Source organism: Enterobacter cloacae complex sp. IR5412, assembly GCF_049237385.1.
GTDB lineage: Bacteria > Pseudomonadota > Gammaproteobacteria > Enterobacterales > Enterobacteriaceae > Enterobacter > Enterobacter intestinihominis.
In genome coordinates this window covers 117,178-134,273 of record NZ_JBMKHQ010000005.1, presented here as the reverse complement: position 1 = coordinate 134,273, position 17,096 = coordinate 117,178, and the positions used below count along the sequence as shown (strand labels likewise).

18 protein-coding genes are annotated in these 17,096 nt (G+C 55.5%); 13 read left to right on the top strand and 5 right to left on the bottom strand.

Going from position 1 to position 17,096, the window contains the following annotated elements; translation table 11 throughout:
- The first annotated feature begins 229 nt into the window (after nucleotides 1-229).
- Nucleotides 230-1,471: a serine/threonine transporter SstT gene (sstT, locus tag ACOTX2_RS11200; RefSeq protein ID WP_022649471.1), complete on the top strand. Its 1,242-nt coding sequence runs from the start codon at nucleotides 230-232 to the stop codon at nucleotides 1,469-1,471.
- A 139-nt stretch (nucleotides 1,472-1,610) separates the two neighbouring features.
- Here the strand turns inward: sstT and ACOTX2_RS11195 are convergent, their stop codons facing one another.
- Together ACOTX2_RS11195 and uxaC are read right to left on the bottom strand one after the other, a co-directional pair.
- Complete coding sequence (locus tag ACOTX2_RS11195) at nucleotides 1,611-3,098, bottom strand: UxaA family hydrolase (RefSeq protein WP_063147860.1); 1,488 nt, start codon at nucleotides 3,096-3,098, stop codon at nucleotides 1,611-1,613.
- 17 nt (nucleotides 3,099-3,115) lie between these two features.
- Nucleotides 3,116-4,528, bottom strand: coding sequence for a glucuronate isomerase (uxaC, locus tag ACOTX2_RS11190; RefSeq protein ID WP_023307034.1), 1,413 nt, complete (start codon nucleotides 4,526-4,528; stop codon nucleotides 3,116-3,118).
- A 475-nt stretch (nucleotides 4,529-5,003) separates the two neighbouring features.
- Between uxaC and ACOTX2_RS11185 the strand changes: the two genes are divergently transcribed.
- From ACOTX2_RS11185 to ACOTX2_RS11135, 11 genes are all read left to right on the top strand, one after another.
- Nucleotides 5,004-6,302: an MFS transporter gene (locus tag ACOTX2_RS11185; RefSeq protein WP_022649474.1), complete on the top strand. Its 1,299-nt coding sequence runs from the start codon at nucleotides 5,004-5,006 to the stop codon at nucleotides 6,300-6,302.
- 196 nt (nucleotides 6,303-6,498) lie between these two features.
- A complete protein-coding gene (gene exuR, locus ACOTX2_RS11180; protein WP_063147859.1) occupies nucleotides 6,499-7,275 on the top strand; it encodes a transcriptional regulator ExuR in 777 nt (258 codons plus the stop codon).
- 341 nt (nucleotides 7,276-7,616) lie between these two features.
- On the top strand, nucleotides 7,617-8,279 hold the full coding sequence (gene yqjA, locus ACOTX2_RS11175; protein ID WP_022649475.1) for a DedA family general envelope maintenance protein YqjA: 663 nt from the start codon (nucleotides 7,617-7,619) through the stop codon (nucleotides 8,277-8,279).
- Nucleotides 8,280-8,281: 2 nt separating this feature from the next.
- Nucleotides 8,282-8,665, top strand: coding sequence for an EnvZ/OmpR regulon moderator MzrA (gene mzrA, locus ACOTX2_RS11170; RefSeq protein ID WP_022649476.1), 384 nt, complete (start codon nucleotides 8,282-8,284; stop codon nucleotides 8,663-8,665).
- Between the two features lie 143 nt (nucleotides 8,666-8,808).
- Nucleotides 8,809-9,177, top strand: coding sequence for a DUF1090 domain-containing protein (locus tag ACOTX2_RS11165; RefSeq protein WP_017382428.1), 369 nt, complete (start codon nucleotides 8,809-8,811; stop codon nucleotides 9,175-9,177).
- A gap of 29 nt (nucleotides 9,178-9,206) precedes the next feature.
- Nucleotides 9,207-9,512, top strand: a complete 306-nt coding sequence (locus ACOTX2_RS11160) for a DUF883 family protein (protein WP_008503141.1) — start codon at nucleotides 9,207-9,209, stop codon at nucleotides 9,510-9,512.
- Between the two features lie 2 nt (nucleotides 9,513-9,514).
- A complete protein-coding gene (locus ACOTX2_RS11155; RefSeq protein ID WP_003862647.1) occupies nucleotides 9,515-9,913 on the top strand; it encodes a phage holin family protein in 399 nt (132 codons plus the stop codon).
- Complete coding sequence (locus tag ACOTX2_RS11150; protein WP_022649477.1) at nucleotides 9,910-10,206, top strand: YqjK-like family protein; 297 nt, start codon at nucleotides 9,910-9,912, stop codon at nucleotides 10,204-10,206. The genes ACOTX2_RS11155 and ACOTX2_RS11150 overlap by 4 nt, the downstream gene beginning before the upstream one ends.
- Before the next feature lie 253 nt (nucleotides 10,207-10,459).
- On the top strand, nucleotides 10,460-10,852 hold the full coding sequence (locus ACOTX2_RS11145; RefSeq protein ID WP_032626373.1) for a DoxX family protein: 393 nt from the start codon (nucleotides 10,460-10,462) through the stop codon (nucleotides 10,850-10,852).
- A gap of 72 nt (nucleotides 10,853-10,924) precedes the next feature.
- On the top strand, nucleotides 10,925-11,911 hold the full coding sequence (locus tag ACOTX2_RS11140) for a glutathione S-transferase family protein (protein ID WP_003862653.1): 987 nt from the start codon (nucleotides 10,925-10,927) through the stop codon (nucleotides 11,909-11,911).
- Nucleotides 11,912-12,017: 106 nt separating this feature from the next.
- Nucleotides 12,018-12,383 carry a DUF805 domain-containing protein gene (locus tag ACOTX2_RS11135; RefSeq protein ID WP_022649479.1) on the top strand — a complete coding sequence of 122 codons (366 nt, stop codon included), beginning with the start codon at nucleotides 12,018-12,020 and terminating at the stop codon, nucleotides 12,381-12,383.
- A 47-nt stretch (nucleotides 12,384-12,430) separates the two neighbouring features.
- Here ACOTX2_RS11135 and yhaJ read toward each other — a convergent pair whose 3' ends face one another.
- Nucleotides 12,431-13,333, bottom strand: a complete 903-nt coding sequence (yhaJ, locus tag ACOTX2_RS11130) for a DNA-binding transcriptional regulator YhaJ (RefSeq protein WP_022649480.1) — start codon at nucleotides 13,331-13,333, stop codon at nucleotides 12,431-12,433.
- Nucleotides 13,334-13,437: 104 nt separating this feature from the next.
- Between yhaJ and ACOTX2_RS11125 the strand changes: the two genes are divergently transcribed.
- Nucleotides 13,438-14,139, top strand: a complete 702-nt coding sequence (locus ACOTX2_RS11125) for a pirin family protein (protein WP_063147858.1) — start codon at nucleotides 13,438-13,440, stop codon at nucleotides 14,137-14,139.
- 93 nt (nucleotides 14,140-14,232) lie between these two features.
- On the opposite strand, the gene ACOTX2_RS11120 is transcribed toward ACOTX2_RS11125, so the two are convergent.
- A complete protein-coding gene (locus ACOTX2_RS11120) occupies nucleotides 14,233-15,534 on the bottom strand; it encodes a serine dehydratase subunit alpha family protein (RefSeq protein ID WP_022649482.1) in 1,302 nt (433 codons plus the stop codon).
- A gap of 20 nt (nucleotides 15,535-15,554) precedes the next feature.
- Nucleotides 15,555-16,886, bottom strand: a complete 1,332-nt coding sequence (locus ACOTX2_RS11115; RefSeq protein WP_048965982.1) for an amino acid permease — start codon at nucleotides 16,884-16,886, stop codon at nucleotides 15,555-15,557.
- Nucleotides 16,887-17,096 lie beyond the last annotated feature (210 nt).

The following is a 17,096-nucleotide window of genomic DNA, read 5'->3' as shown; positions in this document are numbered from 1 at the left end:
CGGGGAGAGGGGGAAATGCAATGCAGGCCGGGTAAGCGCAGCGCCACCCGGCACTTTCGTTAACCAATAGTTAAAAAACATGACGCAACACGTAAAATCCAGCATTTTACGCTTCCGCCTTTCGCTGCTTTCCCTGATACTCAACCAGGCAAACAAATACTTACATCCGGATACAAATGTGACTTAGAGCACATCCAGGATGGAACGCAATTTCACTCAGGAATAACGTATGAGCACACAATCTAAGGGCCTGCTTGCGCGCCTGGCGCAGGGCAGTCTTGTAAAACAAATTCTGGTCGGGTTGGTACTGGGTATTCTGCTGGCGATGGTGTCAAAACCTGCGGCGGAAGCGACGGGACTGCTCGGCACCCTTTTCGTTGGCGCACTGAAGGCCGTCGCCCCGGTACTGGTGCTAATGCTGGTGATGGCGTCGATTGCCAACCACCAGCACGGACAAAAAACCAACATTCGCCCTATTCTGTTCCTGTATCTGCTGGGAACCTTCTCTGCTGCCTTAACGGCCGTTGTGTTTAGCTTCCTGTTCCCGTCCACGCTGCACCTGACCAGCGCGGCCGGTGATATCACCCCGCCGTCCGGGATTGTGGAAGTCCTTCGCGGCCTGCTGATGAGCATGGTCTCTAACCCCATCACCGCACTGATGAACGGAAACTACATTGGCATCCTGGTCTGGGCGATTGGTCTGGGCTTCGCGCTGCGTCATGGCAACGAGACCACGAAAAACCTGGTTAACGATTTGTCCAATGCAGTGACCTTCATGGTGAAGCTGGTGATTCGCTTTGCACCAGTCGGTATCTTTGGTCTGGTTTCTTCGACGCTGGCCACCACCGGTTTCGACGCACTGTGGGGCTACGCGCAGCTGCTGGTCGTCCTGGTCGGCTGTATGCTGCTGGTGGCGCTGGTGATCAACCCGCTGCTGGTGTTCTGGCAGATCCGCCGCAACCCGTATCCGCTGGTGCTGACCTGCCTGCGCGAGAGCGGCGTGTATGCCTTCTTCACCCGCAGCTCAGCGGCGAACATACCGGTGAACATGGCGCTGGCGGAGAAGCTGAACCTGGACCGCGATACCTATTCGGTGTCGATTCCCCTGGGTGCAACCGTGAACATGGCCGGTGCGGCGATTACCATCACCGTGCTGACGCTGGCGGCGGTGCATACGCTGGGTATTCCGGTAGATCTGCCAACCGCGCTGCTGCTGAGCGTCGTTGCATCGCTGTGTGCCTGTGGCGCATCCGGCGTGGCGGGCGGCTCTCTGCTGCTGATCCCGCTGGCCTGTAACATGTTCGGTATTCCGAACGAGATTGCCATGCAGGTTGTCGCGGTCGGTTTCATTATCGGCGTATTGCAGGATTCCTGCGAAACCGCGCTGAACTCCTCTACCGACGTGCTGTTTACCGCCGCAGCCTGTCAGGCGGAAGATGCGCGTTTAGCGAAGAACGCCCTGCGAGGTTAAAAAGAAAAGCCCGGTGGCGGCTACGCCTTACCGGGCCTACAAGGTAAATGCAAAACGGCAACATGTGTTGCCGTTTTTAGTGTTTGCACCCTCTCCCTGTGGGAGAGGGCCGGGGTGAGGGCACCAGCCCGCACCCGACTTAAAGCGTCACACCACTCTTAAAGATCGCCAGCTCGCGGAAGTCGTTCTTCTCGTTGCAGGTCTGCCTGCCGCTGGCAAATTCCACAATCGTGTCCACGAATTCGCTCAGCAGCTGCGGCATCGCTTTGCCGTGGATCAGTTGGCCCGCATCAAAGTCGATCCAGTGCTTTTTCTTCGCCGCCAGTTCGCTGTTAGTGGCGATTTTCACCGTCGGCACAAACCCGCCGTACGGCGTACCGCGCCCGGTACTGAACAGCACCATATGACAGCCCGCTCCCGCTAGCGCGCTGGTGGCGACCGCATCGTTGCCCGGTGCGCTGAGCAGGTTCAGGCCGGGCGTTTTCAGCCGCTCACCGTAGCGCAGCACGTCCACCACCTGGCTGGCGCCCGCTTTTTGAGTGCAGCCCAGGGATTTCTCTTCAAGCGTGGTGATCCCGCCCGCTTTGTTACCCGGCGAGGGGTTCTCGTATATCGGCTGGTTATGGGCGATGAAGTACTGTTTGAAGTCGTTGACCATGGTGACGGTCTTCTCAAAGGTCTCTTCGTCGCGGCAGTGGCTCATCAGAATGCGCTCTGCGCCGAACATCTCCGGCACTTCGGTCAGCACCGTAGTGCCGCCGTTGGCAATCACGTAATCCGAGAAGCGACCCAGCATTGGGTTAGCGGTAATGCCGGAAAGGCCATCAGATCCGCCGCACTCCAGGCCAAACTTCAGTTCGCTCAGCGTGCCCGGCTCGCGCTTGTCGTGACGCATCACCTCGTACAGCTGATGCAGCTGTTCAACGCCCGCTTCCACTTCGTCGTCCTGGTGCTGACACACCATAAAGTGCACGCGCTCAGGGTCAAATTCGCCCAGCGTGTCGCGGAAGGCGTCGACCTGATTGTTCTCGCAGCCGAGGCCGATCACCAGCACCGCGCCCGCGTTCGGGTGGCGCACCATGTTTTGCAGCATGGTGCGGGTATTGATGTGGTCGTCGCCCAGCTGGGAACAACCGTAGGTGTGGCTGAACAGATACACGCCGTCGGTGCCTTCAGCATCATTAGTCTCTTTCAGGAAACGCGTCTGAATTTGACGCGCGATCCCGTTCACGCAGCCGACAGTCGGGAGGATCCACAGCTCATTGCGGATCCCCACCTCGCCGCTGGCGCGGCGGTAGATCTGTACCTCACGATCGGCCGCCTGTCCTTCTTCTGGCTGGAAGTCAGGTTGATAGCTGTACTCGTCCAGATCGCTGAGATTGGTGCGGGTATTGTGGGAATGAATGTATTCACCCGGCGCAATATCCGCCAGCGCATGACCGATGGGCAAACCGTACTTCACCACGTTCTCCCCTTTCGCGATGGGGATCAGGGCAAACTTATGTCCACGTCCAATGGCCTGGCGTAACGTCACCGACTGGTTGTCGAAGGTCACTTCCGTCCCTTCGGCTAAATCGGCCAGCGCGACGGCAACGTTATCCAGCGAATGGATTTTGATGTATTGCATATCAACCTCAAACGGCCTTAGTTCAGTTCAATGGCGAAGTAGTCACGCGCATTGTTAAAGCAGATGTTTCTCACCATTTCGCCCAGCAGCTGGATATCAGCTGGCGCTTCACCCGCGTGCACCCAGCGGCCAATCATCTGGCACAGAATGCGGCGGAAATATTCATGGCGGGTATAGGAGAGGAAACTGCGGCTGTCGGTCAGCATGCCAACGAAGCGGCTCAACAGGCCGAGCTGCGCCAGCTGCGTCATCTGACGCTCCATGCCGTCTTTTTGATCGTTAAACCACCAGCCGGAACCGAACTGCATCTTGCCCGGCATCCCTTCGCCCTGGAAGTTGCCGATCATGGTGCCCAGTACTTCGTTATCGCGCGGGTTCAGGCAGTAGAGAATGGTTTTTGGCAGCAGGTTTTGCTCGTTCTGTTTGCTCAGCAGTTTTGACAGCTCTTCCGCCAGAGGGCGGTCGTTGATGGAGTCGAAGCCCACGTCCGCGCCCAGCAGTTTAAACTGACGCTGGTTGTTATTACGCAGCGCGCCGATATGGTACTGCTGAACCCAGCCGCGACGGGCATATTCCGCACCGAGGAACACCAGCACCGCGGTTTTGAACTGGGCGACTTCATGCTCGCTCAGGGCTTCGCCGGAGAGACGACGCGCCAGGATGCTGTCCAGCTCGGCTTCGCTGGAATCCGCGAACAGCACCACGTCCAGCGCGTGGTCAGACACTTTACAGCCGTGTGCGGCAAAGTGATCCAGACGTTTGGTCAGCGCGGATTGCAGATCGGCGAAACGACGGATATCGGTATCCGATACTTCCGCCAGCTTCGTCATGTAGTCATTAAAGGTCGGCAGCTCAATGTTGAAGGCTTTATCCGGACGCCAGCTTGGCAGCACTTTGATGTCAAAGGTGCTGTCCTTCGCGACAACCGCGTGGTGCTCCAGGGAGTCGATCGGATCGTCGGTTGTGCCCACCATCTTCACGTTCATCTGCTGCATGATGCCGCGCGCCGAGAAGCTATCCTGCGCCAGCAGTTCGTTGCACTGGTCCCAGATTTCATCCGCCGTGGCGGGAGAGAGCAGCTTGCCGGTGATACCAAAAGGACGACGCAGTTCGAGGTGCGTCCAGTGGTATAACGGGTTACCGATGGTGTGGGGAACGGTAGCGGCCCAGGCGTCAAACTTCTCGCGATCGGTCGCGTCGCCGGTACACAGGCGCTCGGCCACGCCGTTGGTGCGCATCGCGCGCCATTTATAATGGTCACCCTTCAGCCAGATATCATACAGGTTTTTGAAACGGTAATTTTCGGCAACCTGTTGCGGCGGTAAATGGCAGTGGTAGTCGAAAATCGGCTGATCTTTTGCGTAGTCGTGGTACAGGCGGCGAGCAAATTCGGTATCTAACAGGAAATCTTCGGTCATAAACGGTGTCATTATCGTCTTCCTCATTACGGGAGCGTCAGAAAGCTTATGTTCAGATGCTGCAAAGTTATCACACCAATTTCCAGAGTCCGACGTTTTTTTCGTGAGTTAGATCAATAAACGTCGACAAATAAATTACCCTCAAAGGGGTAAACCTTCTTGCAGGCCGCGCCAGATCTGGCTTTGCGCACGCCTCATAATATCCCTACAAAGATTCACTCTTTTGTGATGTCACTCACCTTTTAAAGTTGTATGACAAGTTATCTTTTCGCCGTCGCAAATTATAAGCCGACGGAATGCATTACCGGTGTTTGTTACATCGGATTTAACGGTACGGAAGCCGACTTAGCACGATGACTTATGGCAAGGTTCGGGCCGTTCCGGGACAGGTTCCCGGTTACGCCCCTCCCGTTACAGAACAGCTCCCGGCAACGGTTGAGTTGTTGCCGTGTCCCGACACGGAAATAACATAACGATGAGGTTTTACATGCGTAAAATTAAAGGGTTACGTTGGTACATGATCGCACTGGTGACGCTCGGCACCGTGCTGGGCTACCTGACACGTAACACCGTGGCAGCAGCGGCGCCAACGTTGATGGAAGAGTTACATATCTCCACACAACAATACTCTTACATCATTGCGGCGTATTCTGCCGCTTACACCGTAATGCAGCCTGTTGCAGGTTATGTTCTTGATATTCTGGGTACAAAAATTGGTTATGCCTTCTTCGCTGTAGCATGGGCCGTCTTCTGCGGGGCGACGGCGCTGGCTGGCAGCTGGGGCGGGCTGGCGCTGGCGCGTGGTGCGGTAGGTGCTGCCGAAGCGGCGATGATCCCTGCGGGTCTGAAAGCCAGCTCTGAATGGTTCCCGGCAAAAGAACGTTCAATCGCTGTCGGTTACTTCAACGTGGGTTCCTCCATCGGGGCGATGATTGCTCCGCCACTGGTGGTGTGGGCGATTGTGATGCACAGCTGGCAAATGGCGTTCATCATCTCCGGTGTGCTGAGTTTTGCCTGGGCCATGGCGTGGCTGATCTTCTATAAACACCCGCGCGATCAGAAAAAGCTGTCTACCGAAGAACGTGACTACATTATCAATGGTCAGGAATCTCATCATCAGACCGACAACGGTAAAAAAATGTCCGTCTGGCAGATCCTGGGTACCCGTCAGTTCTGGGGTATCGCCCTGCCACGCTTCCTGGCGGAACCGGCCTGGGGTACGTTCAACGCCTGGATCCCGCTGTTCATGTTCAAAGTCTACGGCTTTAACCTGAAAGAGATCGCGATGTTCGCCTGGATGCCAATGCTGTTTGCAGACCTGGGCTGTATCGTCGGCGGCTACCTGCCACCGCTGTTCCAGCGCTGGTTTGGCGTGAACCTGATTGTGTCCCGTAAGATGGTGGTCACCATGGGCGCCCTGCTGATGATTGGCCCTGGCATGATTGGCCTGTTCACCAGTCCTTACGTGGCTATCGCCCTGCTGTGTATCGGGGGCTTTGCTCACCAGTCTCTGTCTGGCGCACTGATTACGCTCTCGTCCGACGTGTTTGGTCGTAACGAAGTTGCCACCGCCAACGGTCTGACCGGGATGGCCGCCTGGACCGCAAGTACCCTGTTCGCCCTCGTGGTCGGCGCGCTGGCAGACACCATCGGCTTCAGCCCGCTGTTCGCGGTACTGGCCATCTTCGACCTGCTGGGTGCAGTGGTTATCTGGACGGTGCTGAAGAGTAAATCCGCCGAGGAACTGGCGAAAGAGTCCCTTGGGGGACCGGCGACGCAGAGTTAGCTTGTTGTGCCGGGTGGCGGCTCCGCCTTACCCGGCCTACAACACACGATAAAACCGTAGGCCGGGTAAGCGTAGCGCCACCCGGCAAAAACGTCGCAAAAGCCGCCTCCGGGCGGCTTTTTTAATGGCGAAATCTGGAGAGTGGCAAGCAAAAGTGGTATAACAAATCATTCGCCGTACCCTGCCTGGAGCGCATATGGAAATCACCGAATCACGTCGTTTATATCAACAACTTGCCGCCGAGCTGAAAGATCGCATCGAGCAAGGGGTCTATCTTGTCGGTGATAAACTTCCCGCTGAGCGTTTTATTGCGGATGAAAAAAGCGTCAGCCGCACGGTGGTCCGCGAAGCCATCATCATGCTGGAAGTTGAAGGGTATGTTGAGGTACGCAAAGGTTCCGGTATTCACGTGATTTCCAGCCAGGCGAAACACTCCCCCACGCCGGACGAAAGTCTGGAATTTGCCAGCTACGGTCCGTTTGAGCTTCTCCAGGCTCGCCAGCTGATTGAAAGCAATATCGCAGAATTCGCAGCGACGCAGGTCACCAAGCAGGACATCATGAAGCTGATGGAAATCCAGGATCATGCGCGTAAAGAAAAATGTTTCCGCGATTCCGAATGGGACCTGCAATTCCACGTCCAGGTCGCCCTTGCGACTCAAAACACGGCGCTGGCGGCAATCGTTGAAAAAATGTGGACTCAGCGCGTTCACAACCCGTACTGGAAGAAACTGCACGATCACATTGATTCCCGCACGGTAGATAACTGGTGTGACGACCACGACCAGATTCTTAAGGCCCTGATTCGTAAAGATCCGCATGCGGCGAAACTGGCAATGTGGCAGCATCTGGAGAACACCAAGCAGATGCTTTTTAATGAAACGAGTGATGACTTTGAATTTAACGCTGACCGCTATCTTTTTGCTGATAATCCGGTGGTTCACCTCGATACCGCGACCAATATCGCAAAATAACCTCCTGAACTGCTGGCAGGCGCACCGCCGCGCCTTCCGGCCAGACAGGGTAAGAAAACCTCTATAGTGTCAGCCTTTGTAAAATCTCTCGCTCCCCTCCGTGGCTTACGCCAAAATCGTGTTTCCCCTCAAATTCTGTGACGCAGAACGTCGGGCTTTGTTACAATTGGATTCACTTCGTTATTTTGTAAGTTAGTGCTTGCTAACCAGCCAATTAACAGGGAACAGTGTTGGCCACACATCATTGTGTCCGCGAGCGACCATAATGAAATCATAACAATGTCGCCGTGCTGTTTTCCCGAATGACAGGCGTGACGTTAACCGATTTCCAGGAACACTGAATGGAACTTTTGACCCAACTACTGAACGCCCTCTGGGCTCAGGATTTCGAAACGCTGGCCAACCCGTCCATGATTGGCATGCTCTACTTTGTGTTATTTATGATCCTGTTCCTTGAGAACGGTCTGCTGCCTGCTGCCTTTTTACCGGGCGACAGCCTGCTGGTGCTGGTTGGGGTGCTCTGTGCAAAAGGGGCGATGGCTTTCCCACAAACGGTTCTGCTGTTGACCATTGCCGCCAGCCTGGGTTGCTGGGTGAGTTATATTCAGGGGCGATGGCTGGGCAACACGCGAATCGTTCAGAACTGGCTTTCGCATCTTCCGGCACATTATCACCAGCGAGCGCACCACCTTTTCCATAAGCACGGGCTCTCCGCCTTGCTGATTGGCCGCTTTATCGCATTCGTACGCACCCTGCTGCCGACCATTGCGGGCTTGTCCGGCCTGAGCAGCGCGCGCTTCCAGTTCTTTAACTGGATGAGCGGCCTGCTGTGGGTTCTGATCCTGACCACGCTCGGCTACGCGCTCGGTAAAACGCCGGTCTTTATGAAATATGAAGACCAGCTGATGTCTTGCCTGATGCTGCTGCCCGTCGTCCTGCTGGTGTTTGGCCTGGTCGGTTCACTGGTCGTACTGTGGAAAAAGAAATACGGAGCCAGGGGTTAACGATGGTTATCTCCCCGCTCGCGCTGCGCCGCTTCTCTTACGCCATCGTCGCGCTAATGATGTTCAGCGCTCTCATCCTGCTATGGTCTGCCCTACAGCACCAGGAGTCGACGCTGACTATCCGTCCTGTGAGTCAAGGAACCAGCGTGCCGGATGGTTTTTCCATCTGGCATCATCTGGACGCTAACGGGATCCGCTTTAAGAGCATCACGCCGCAAGACGATGTGCTGCTGATAAAATTTGACTCCAGTGCGCAAAGCGCCGCGGCGAAAGCGGTGCTGGACCGCACGTTGCCGCAGGGTTACATCATCGCGCAACAGGATGATGACAGCCATGTAGCCTCCTGGATGTCACGGTTACGCGACACGTCGCATCGATTTGGCTAACGACTAATATTCCGAATATTTTCACCCACTTTGGTGAAACTCCCGTTTACTTACTATGCTTAAGTACGCGGAGCACCCCTCAGATGTTCTCCGCATAGTTCTGGAACACGGCTTACGCCGTAACACAATGGAAGGTTTCTATAATGAAATACCGCATCACCCTGGCTCTGGCCCTTTTTTCTTTAAGCACAGCTTCCTTCGCTATGTCTCTTTGTCAGGAGAAAGAACAGGATATTCAACGCGAAATCAGTTATGCCGAAAAGCATAACAATCAGCACCGGATCGACGGACTGAAAAAAGCGCTGAGCGAAGTGAAAGACAATTGTACGGACAGCAAGCTGCGTGCCGATCATCAGGAAAAAATCGCTGAACAGAAGGACGAGATAGCCGAGCGCCGTCAAGACCTGCAAGAAGCGAAAGAGAAAGGTGATGCGGAAAAAATTGCCAAGCGCGAGAGGAAGTTGCAAGAGGCGCAGGACGAACTGAAAGCGCTGGAAGCTCGCGATTATTGAGTTAACGGAAATCTCAACAGGAGAGAATCATGTCAAAAGATACAACTTCAGAACATCTGCGCGCTGAGCTGAAATCCCTGGCGGACACCCTGGAAGAGGTGCTGAACTCTTCTGCCGATAAATCGAAAGAAGAAGTCAGCAAACTGCGCAGCAAAGCGGAGCAGGCACTGAAAGAGAGCCGTTACCGTCTGGGTGAAACCGGTGATGCACTGGCGAAACAGACCCGCGAAGCGGCTGCGCGCGCAGACGAATATGTACGTGACAATCCATGGACAGGCGTTGGTATTGGTGCCGCAGTGGGTGTGGTGCTGGGTGTCCTGCTGACGCGTCGTTGATTATGGAAGATCCACGTCACGCACAAGGGCCTGCTAAAAACGTCCTCGGCATCGGCCAGCGTATTCTTACGACGCTGGTCGGGATTGCCGAAACGCGCGTCCGGCTTGCGGTAGTGGAACTGGAAGAGGAGAAAGCCAATCTCTTCCAGATGCTGCTCATGCTTGGGCTTACGATGCTCTTTGCCGCGTTTGGTCTGATGAGCCTGATGGTGTTAATCATCTGGGCTATCGATCCACAGTATCGACTGAACGCGATGATTGCGACTACCGTGGTTCTGCTGGTGGCGGCGCTGATAGGCGGTATCTGGACCCTGCATAAAGCGCGCACGTCGACCTTCCTGCGCCATACGCGCCAGGAGCTGGCCAACGACCGCGCCCTGCTGGAGGATGATAAGTCGTGAGCGACAAAGCCGAACGTCAAAAGCGGAAAGCGTATCTGCTGAGCCAGATCCAGCAGCAGCGGCTGGACCTGTCCGCCAGCCGTCGCGACTGGCTGGAGCTGACCCAGCGTTACGATCGCGGCTGGAATACTCTTCTGAGCCTGCGTTCGTGGGCGCTGGTGGGTAGCAGCGTGATGGCGATCTGGACGATTCGTCATCCAAACATGCTGATTCGCTGGGCACGCCGTGGCTTTGGTGTCTGGAGCGCATGGCGTCTGGTGAAAGCAACGATTCGTCAGCAGCAGCTGCGCTAGCCTTCTCGCCGGGTGGCGATGCGCTTACCCGGCCTACGGTAAAAAGTAGGCCGGGTAAGGCGTAGCCGTCACCCGGCAAAATCTCTCTATGCTCCCTTACTCAATATCTTTGAAAAAGATTGACAGTTTTCCTTGCTAACAATTGCCATCCGCCCCGTTTACACTCCTCTCCATCGACAGCAAAGACGCGGTATCTACCCGAATTTGCACGCAAATAACGTTTAGCCGCTGATGTGGTTTCCTGGAGAGTAAAATGAAAAAATTAGATGATGTTGGTGTATTGGTAGCGCGTATTCTGATGCCTGTGCTGTTCATCACCGCAGGCTGGGGCAAAATTACCGGCTATGCGGGCACTCAGCAGTATATGGAAGCGATGGGCGTGCCGGGCTTCCTGCTGCCACTGACCATCCTGCTTGAGTTCGGCGGCGGCCTGGCAGTGCTGTTCGGTTTCCTGACCCGCACCACGGCGCTGTTCACCGCAGGCTTTACCCTGCTGACCGCGTTCATCTTCCACAGCAACTTTGCGGAAGGCGTGAACTCCCTGATGTTCATGAAAAACCTGACAATCGCGGGTGGCTTCCTGCTGCTGGCTATCACGGGTCCGGGCGCCTACAGCATCGACCGTCTTCTGAATAAGAAGTGGTAAGCACGCTATACTGATTACATTCAAAGCGAGGAGACATCTCCTCGCTTTTGCTATCTGACGGAGGAGAAAAAAATGGGACAACTCGTAGACGGCGTCTGGCAGGATGTCTGGTATGACACCAAATCCACCGGTGGACGCTTTAAGCGCTCTGTTTCGGCCTTCCGTAACTGGCTGACCGCCGACGGCGCACCCGGCCCGAGTGGCGAAGGGGGCTTTGCGGCGGAGAAAGATCGTTATCATCTGTATGTTTCTCTCGCCTGTCCGTGGGCGCACCGCACGCTGATTGTGCGCAAACTTAAAGGTCTCGAATCGCTAATTCCGGTTTCGGTGGTCAACCCGCTGATGCTGGAAAACGGCTGGACGTTCGACAGTGACTTCCCGGCCGCGACGGGTGATGAGCTTTATCATCACGATTTCCTGTATCAGCTCTATCTGCGCGCCGATCCGCACTACACCGGACGCGTAACGGTGCCTGTGCTGTGGGACAAGAAAAACCAGACGATCGTCAGCAATGAATCCGCTGAAATCATTCGCATGTTCAATACCGCGTTTGACGCGCACGGCGCCCGCGCCGGGGATTACTATCCGGTTGAGCTGCGCGAGAAAATTGACGAGCTGAACGGCTGGATCTACGACAACGTCAACAACGGCGTCTATAAAGCCGGTTTTGCCACCAGTCAGGAAGCGTACGACGAAGCGGTCGGCAACGTGTTTGGATCCCTGGAACGTCTGGAGCAGATCCTCGGCCAGCATCGTTATTTAACGGGCGATCGCCTCACCGAAGCAGACATCCGCCTGTGGACGACGCTGATCCGCTTCGATCCGGTGTATGTCACCCACTTCAAGTGCGACAAGCATCGCATCAGCGATTATCTGAACCTGCACGGTTTCCTGCGCGACATCTATCAGATGCCGGGTATTGCGGAGACGGTCAATTTTGACCATATTCGCACCCATTATTTCCGCAGTCATAAGACCATCAACCCAACGGGCATTATCTCCATTGGTCCGTGGCAGGATCTGGATGAACCACACGGGCGCGACGTGCGTTTCGGATAATTATTTAGGGAATCAATTGATTCCCTTTTTTAATTCACGGCATACATCTATCCTTACCTCGATCGCTTAGAAAACAAGTGATTGACTGACTAAGAGGCAAGGAAAAATGGACTGGTATTTAAAAGTACTGCGCAACTACGTTGGATTTGGTGGCCGTGCCCGCCGTAAAGAGTACTGGATGTTCGTTCTGGTGAACTTCGTCCTGATTATGGTGCTGGGTATTGTGGACAAAATCCTCGGCTGGGAACGCGAGGGGGGCGAAGGCATTCTCACCACCATTTATGGTGTGTTGGTTCTGCTGCCTTCATGGGCCGTACTGTTTCGTCGTCTTCACGACACCGATCGTTCGGCGTGGTGGCTGCTGTTGCTGTTGATCCCGCTTATCGGCTGGATCGTGATTTTGATTTTCAACTGTCAGAGCGGAACGCCGGGAGAAAACCGCTTTGGTCCGGATCCGAAGATCTGCGCATAAAAAAAAGCCCGGTGGCGCTTCGCTTACCGGGCCTACAAATTACGATTTTATTTATTATATTGCGTGAAAAGCTTCGGAATTTCGCGTAAACACCATGATTTGGCTTCGCCCATGCTGTCACGACGCCACGCCATAATAATATCCACTTCGCTGGTGTATTCCGGGCTGACAACGCGCAGCCGTCCCTCTGCAATGTCCTTTTCGACGAACGGATACGGCATGGTCGCCACGCCCAGCCCCGCCAGCAGCGCCTGACGCTTATCTTCCAGCGACGTCACCGTCAGACGCGGCTGTTTATCCAGCAACTGCACCGTTAACACCGGGCGCTCGCGCGCGGTATCCGCCACCGCCACGCCGCGGTATTTCACGCGCGTGACCTCAGAGAGTGGTTCCGGCTCCTGATGGATCGGGTGACCCGGCGCAGCGACGTAGACGTTCATCACGCTGTACAGTTTGCGCGAGTTAATTTCTGACGATGAGCGGAAATGCATATCCGGCGCAATGACGATATCCGCCCTGCCCGTCTCAAGACGCTCCCACGCCCCGGCCAGTACCTCGGTGATGATCGACAGCTGGGTATTGGCTTTCGCGGCCAGTCTGTCCACCAGCGGGAACAGCGCCTCGGTGGGCACCAGCGCTTCGGTCACTAACGTCAGATGGGTTTCCCAGCCGCGGGCCAGCGCTTCGGCATCGGTCGTCAGTTTATCCGCCGCTTCCAGCAATACGCGGCCGCGCTCCAGCAGCATCCGCCCAACGTTGGTGAATTTTGTTCGATGGCCGGAGCGATCGAAGAGCACAACATCCAGCTCCTCTTCCAGCTTTTGCATGGTATAGCTCAGGGCAGACGGAACGCGCCCCAGTTCATCTGCCGCCGCGGCAAAACTGCCGCGCCTGTCAATCGCGTCCATGACGCGAAGCGCCTCAAGCGTCAATGCTCTCTCTTTAGCCATCTCGTTCTCATTCAGGAAATTTGAACATACCAGGCAGAATATCTGGCTAACAATGCAGCGTCCATACCTTTACCATTGATTTAGTGTAAAGAGAGGTCAAGTTTATGATTACGACAAGAACAGCGAAACAGTGCGGACAAGCCGATTTCGGTTGGTTGCAGGCCCGCTACACCTTTTCCTTTGGACACTACTTTGACCCTAAACTCCTCGGTTACGCTTCACTGCGCGTATTGAACCAGGAAGTGCTCGCCCCGGGCGCGTCCTTCCAGCCGCGCACGTACCCTAAAGTCGATATCCTGAACCTGATCCTGGAAGGCGAGGCAGAATACCGCGATAGCGAGGGCAATCATGTCCAGGCGAAGGCTGGCGAGGCGCTGTTAATTTCCACGCAGTCAGGTATTAGCTACAGCGAGCATAACCTCAGCAAAGATAAAACGCTGACCCGCATGCAGCTGTGGCTGGATGCCTGTCCGGAGCGGGAAAATCCGCTGGTGCAAAAAATCGATCTGAAGGGCGGTAAACAGCAGCTGATTGCCTCGCCTGATGGCAGCAAAGGCAGCCTGCAGCTGCGCCAGCAGGTGTGGCTGCATCATATCGAGCTGAAAAAAGGTGAACAGGCAAGCTTCCAGCTTCATGGTCCGCGCGCCTATCTGCAGTCCATTCACGGTACGGTGCATGCGGTGACGCACGCGGAAGAGAAAGAGGCGCTCACCTGCGGCGACGGCGCGTTTATTCGTGATGAAGCGAATATCACCCTGGTGGCGGATACGCCGCTGCGCGCGCTGCTGATTGATTTGCCGGTTTAACCCCCCCCTCACCCTAGCCCTCTCCCCAAAGGGGAGAGGGAACGATCGAGCCCCTCCCCCTATGGGGAGAGGGATTGGGGTGAGGGGAAATTTTTACACCTTACTCGCCATAATCTCAATAATCTGCCGGTCCGTTGCCTGCATCGAGCGGCACGCCAGCGCGCACAGGTTCGCGATCGACTGCTCCACGTCGTGGGCCACAATCCCCTCGTTGCCCGTCACGGCAGTATCATCCAGCGCCATCATCACGGCTTTCCAGGCGCTGGTGACGCTGGTCGAGACCTTCATTGCGCAACTGTTAGACGCCCCGTCACAGATCATCCCGCTGACGTCGCCGATCATACTGCCGATCGCCATGGCAATAGTCTGGTAAGATCCGCCCATCAGCCACGCCATCCCCGCCGCAGCCCCCATTCCGGCTGTTGTCGCCGCACACAGCGCGGACAAGCGCGGAAGCTGGTAATGGATATAGATCGCCGACAGGTGCGAGAGCATCAGCGCCCGCGCCAGCCGTTCGTCATCGGCCTGAACGTGCTCAGCCACCACCACCACCGGCATGGTGGCGGTGATGCCCTGATTCCCGGAACCCGAGTTGCTCATCGCCGGCAGTGTCGCGCCCCCCATGCGGGCATCCGAGGCTGCGCTGGTGCGGATAACAATGTCTGACCCCAGATCCTGCGCCATCCATCCGCGTGTGCGCTGTTTATTGAGCGTCGCACCAATATGCAACCCCCAGTTGCCACGTAAACCTTCGCGGGAGAGCGCATCGTTCAGCCGTCCCGCATCGAGGATAAAGCGGATCGCGTCGAACGGCACCTGTTCCACAAACTCAAGGATCTGCGACAGCGTGGTGGTCGAGAGCACCGCCAGCGGATCGTCGCTGTTCTGGCTCTGATTATCGTCAAGCCTGAAGCGCGTTTCGCCCTGACAAACTACCTCCACCACGCGAGTGTGCCCGCCAGCGATGGTCACCATCGCCGAGGATTCACCGACGTAAACGCAGGCACGTGAATAGAGGATCTCATCGCACGGCTCCTGCAATTTTACCTGCACCAGACCCGCGTTCAGCAGTGCTTTGGCGCGCGTTAGCGCCTCGGACGACGCGTCTTTCAACACCTCCAGCCCGGCGTGTGCATTACCGCCTGTCGCCCCCAGCGCGGCCGCGATGGGTAAACCGACCATACCGGTACCGGGCACCGTTACGCCAAGCCCGTTTTTCATCAGGTTCGGCGATACCCACGCCTCGATACGCGTCACCTCACCGTCAAGCTGTCCGGCAGCCATCGCGCACGCCAGCGCCAGCGAGACGGGTTCGGTACAGCCCAGCGCAGGCTTTACCTCTTCCTGCACCGCGCGAATAAAATGGTTCCATAAAGGATTAATTTGCTCAGACATCGTTACGACCTTATTTAACCTCATGAGAAGGCGAGGAAAGGAGAAACACAAAGCAGCAGCCCGGTAATCACAATAATCACCAGCGATACGCCTTTATATTTATGAAGTGCGGGCACTTTGTAGACCAGCCACGCCGGAATTAAGCAGCCCACCATCCCGAAAATAGGGCTACAGATGGAAGTGAAGCTCAGCACCGGCGCGTTTAACACAATCGCGCTCCAGGCCAGCAGGATGGCGAACAGCATAATCCCGCGCTGGACGGCATTTTCATTGATTTTCTCCGCCGGCATTTTGCGGCGCAGGATGTTCATCACAATGCCCTGCGTCGCCTCACGAAAGCCGAGATAGACGCCAAAGAACGCGGTCATCACAGCGAAAATATTGAGGATTACGCTGACAATTTTGACCCAGCCCGCGCCGTCACCGCTGATAAACTGTGCTGCGATTGCCAGGGCGGAAATATTCTGCTCGTAGGCTTTTACCGCCTCGTCGTGCCCCATCGCCAGGGTGAAGGAGACAGCGTAGAAAAAGACCGTCACAAACAGCACGCCAAAGGCGATATTCATTGCCCGCAGCGCTTTATGACGCGCCACCTCAACGGATTTTTCCCTTGAACGATAGGAAATCACCATCGGGCTTAATGTCTGAATAAACAGAATGGAGGTTAAGGTGAAAGGCAGCGTAATAATGGCGTTTTTAATCAGCAGCCCCATTGGCGGCAGCATGCCGACGTTGGCTAAATGCCAGAGGCCAATCATCGAAAGCCCCAGCGCCGCCACCACAAATAATTTGGTCAGCACCATCAGGCTGGAGACTTTAAACAGCAGCTTTTCACCGCGCGACGAAATGGCGACCAGAATGCAGATCAGGAATAAGCCGTAGAACGGATTTTCCGAGAGCAAATCGTCGGTTACGCCGAAGGTGTGTAAATAGGATGCGCTGTCGTTGGTAATGGCCGTCGAATAGACAAACATCCAGATCACCAGCATCACGAAATAAAGTGCACCCAATAAGATGCCCCAGTTTTTGCCTAAATATCCGCTAATAACGCTCGGATAGTCTTTACATTCCGGTGATTCCGCCAGCGTATTAATAAACAGGCGCTGGAACAGGTACATGGCCGGATAACCAATTATCGACGAGAGTAAAAATACCCATAGCCCCATTAATCCAACCTGCACCGGAAGAAAAACAATGCCCGCGCCGATAGCCATCCCAATACTCATGATGACCCAGCCCGTATCGGTGCTGTCGAATTTAATCGCCTCTCGCCATTCGCTTTCGCTCATTCCCGCCCGCCTTGCCGCAGGGGAATCACTCACAATCACACTGCTGTTTGTTGCCATATTCATTGGGCACTCGCTTATTTTGTAGGGTAACGATCTGTTTTTATAAGGTTCCGATCGCCAGCGATTGCGAGTCAGAGGGTGCAGGTGTGAGTTATTGGTATGGGGAGATCATATCCGGAGCGCGGGAGAAAAAAGTCACAACTTTTATAGGGATTTCCTAAGGCAAGAGGAAAATATTACTTCGGGATAGCAGAAAAGAGAGCGAGTTTTCTA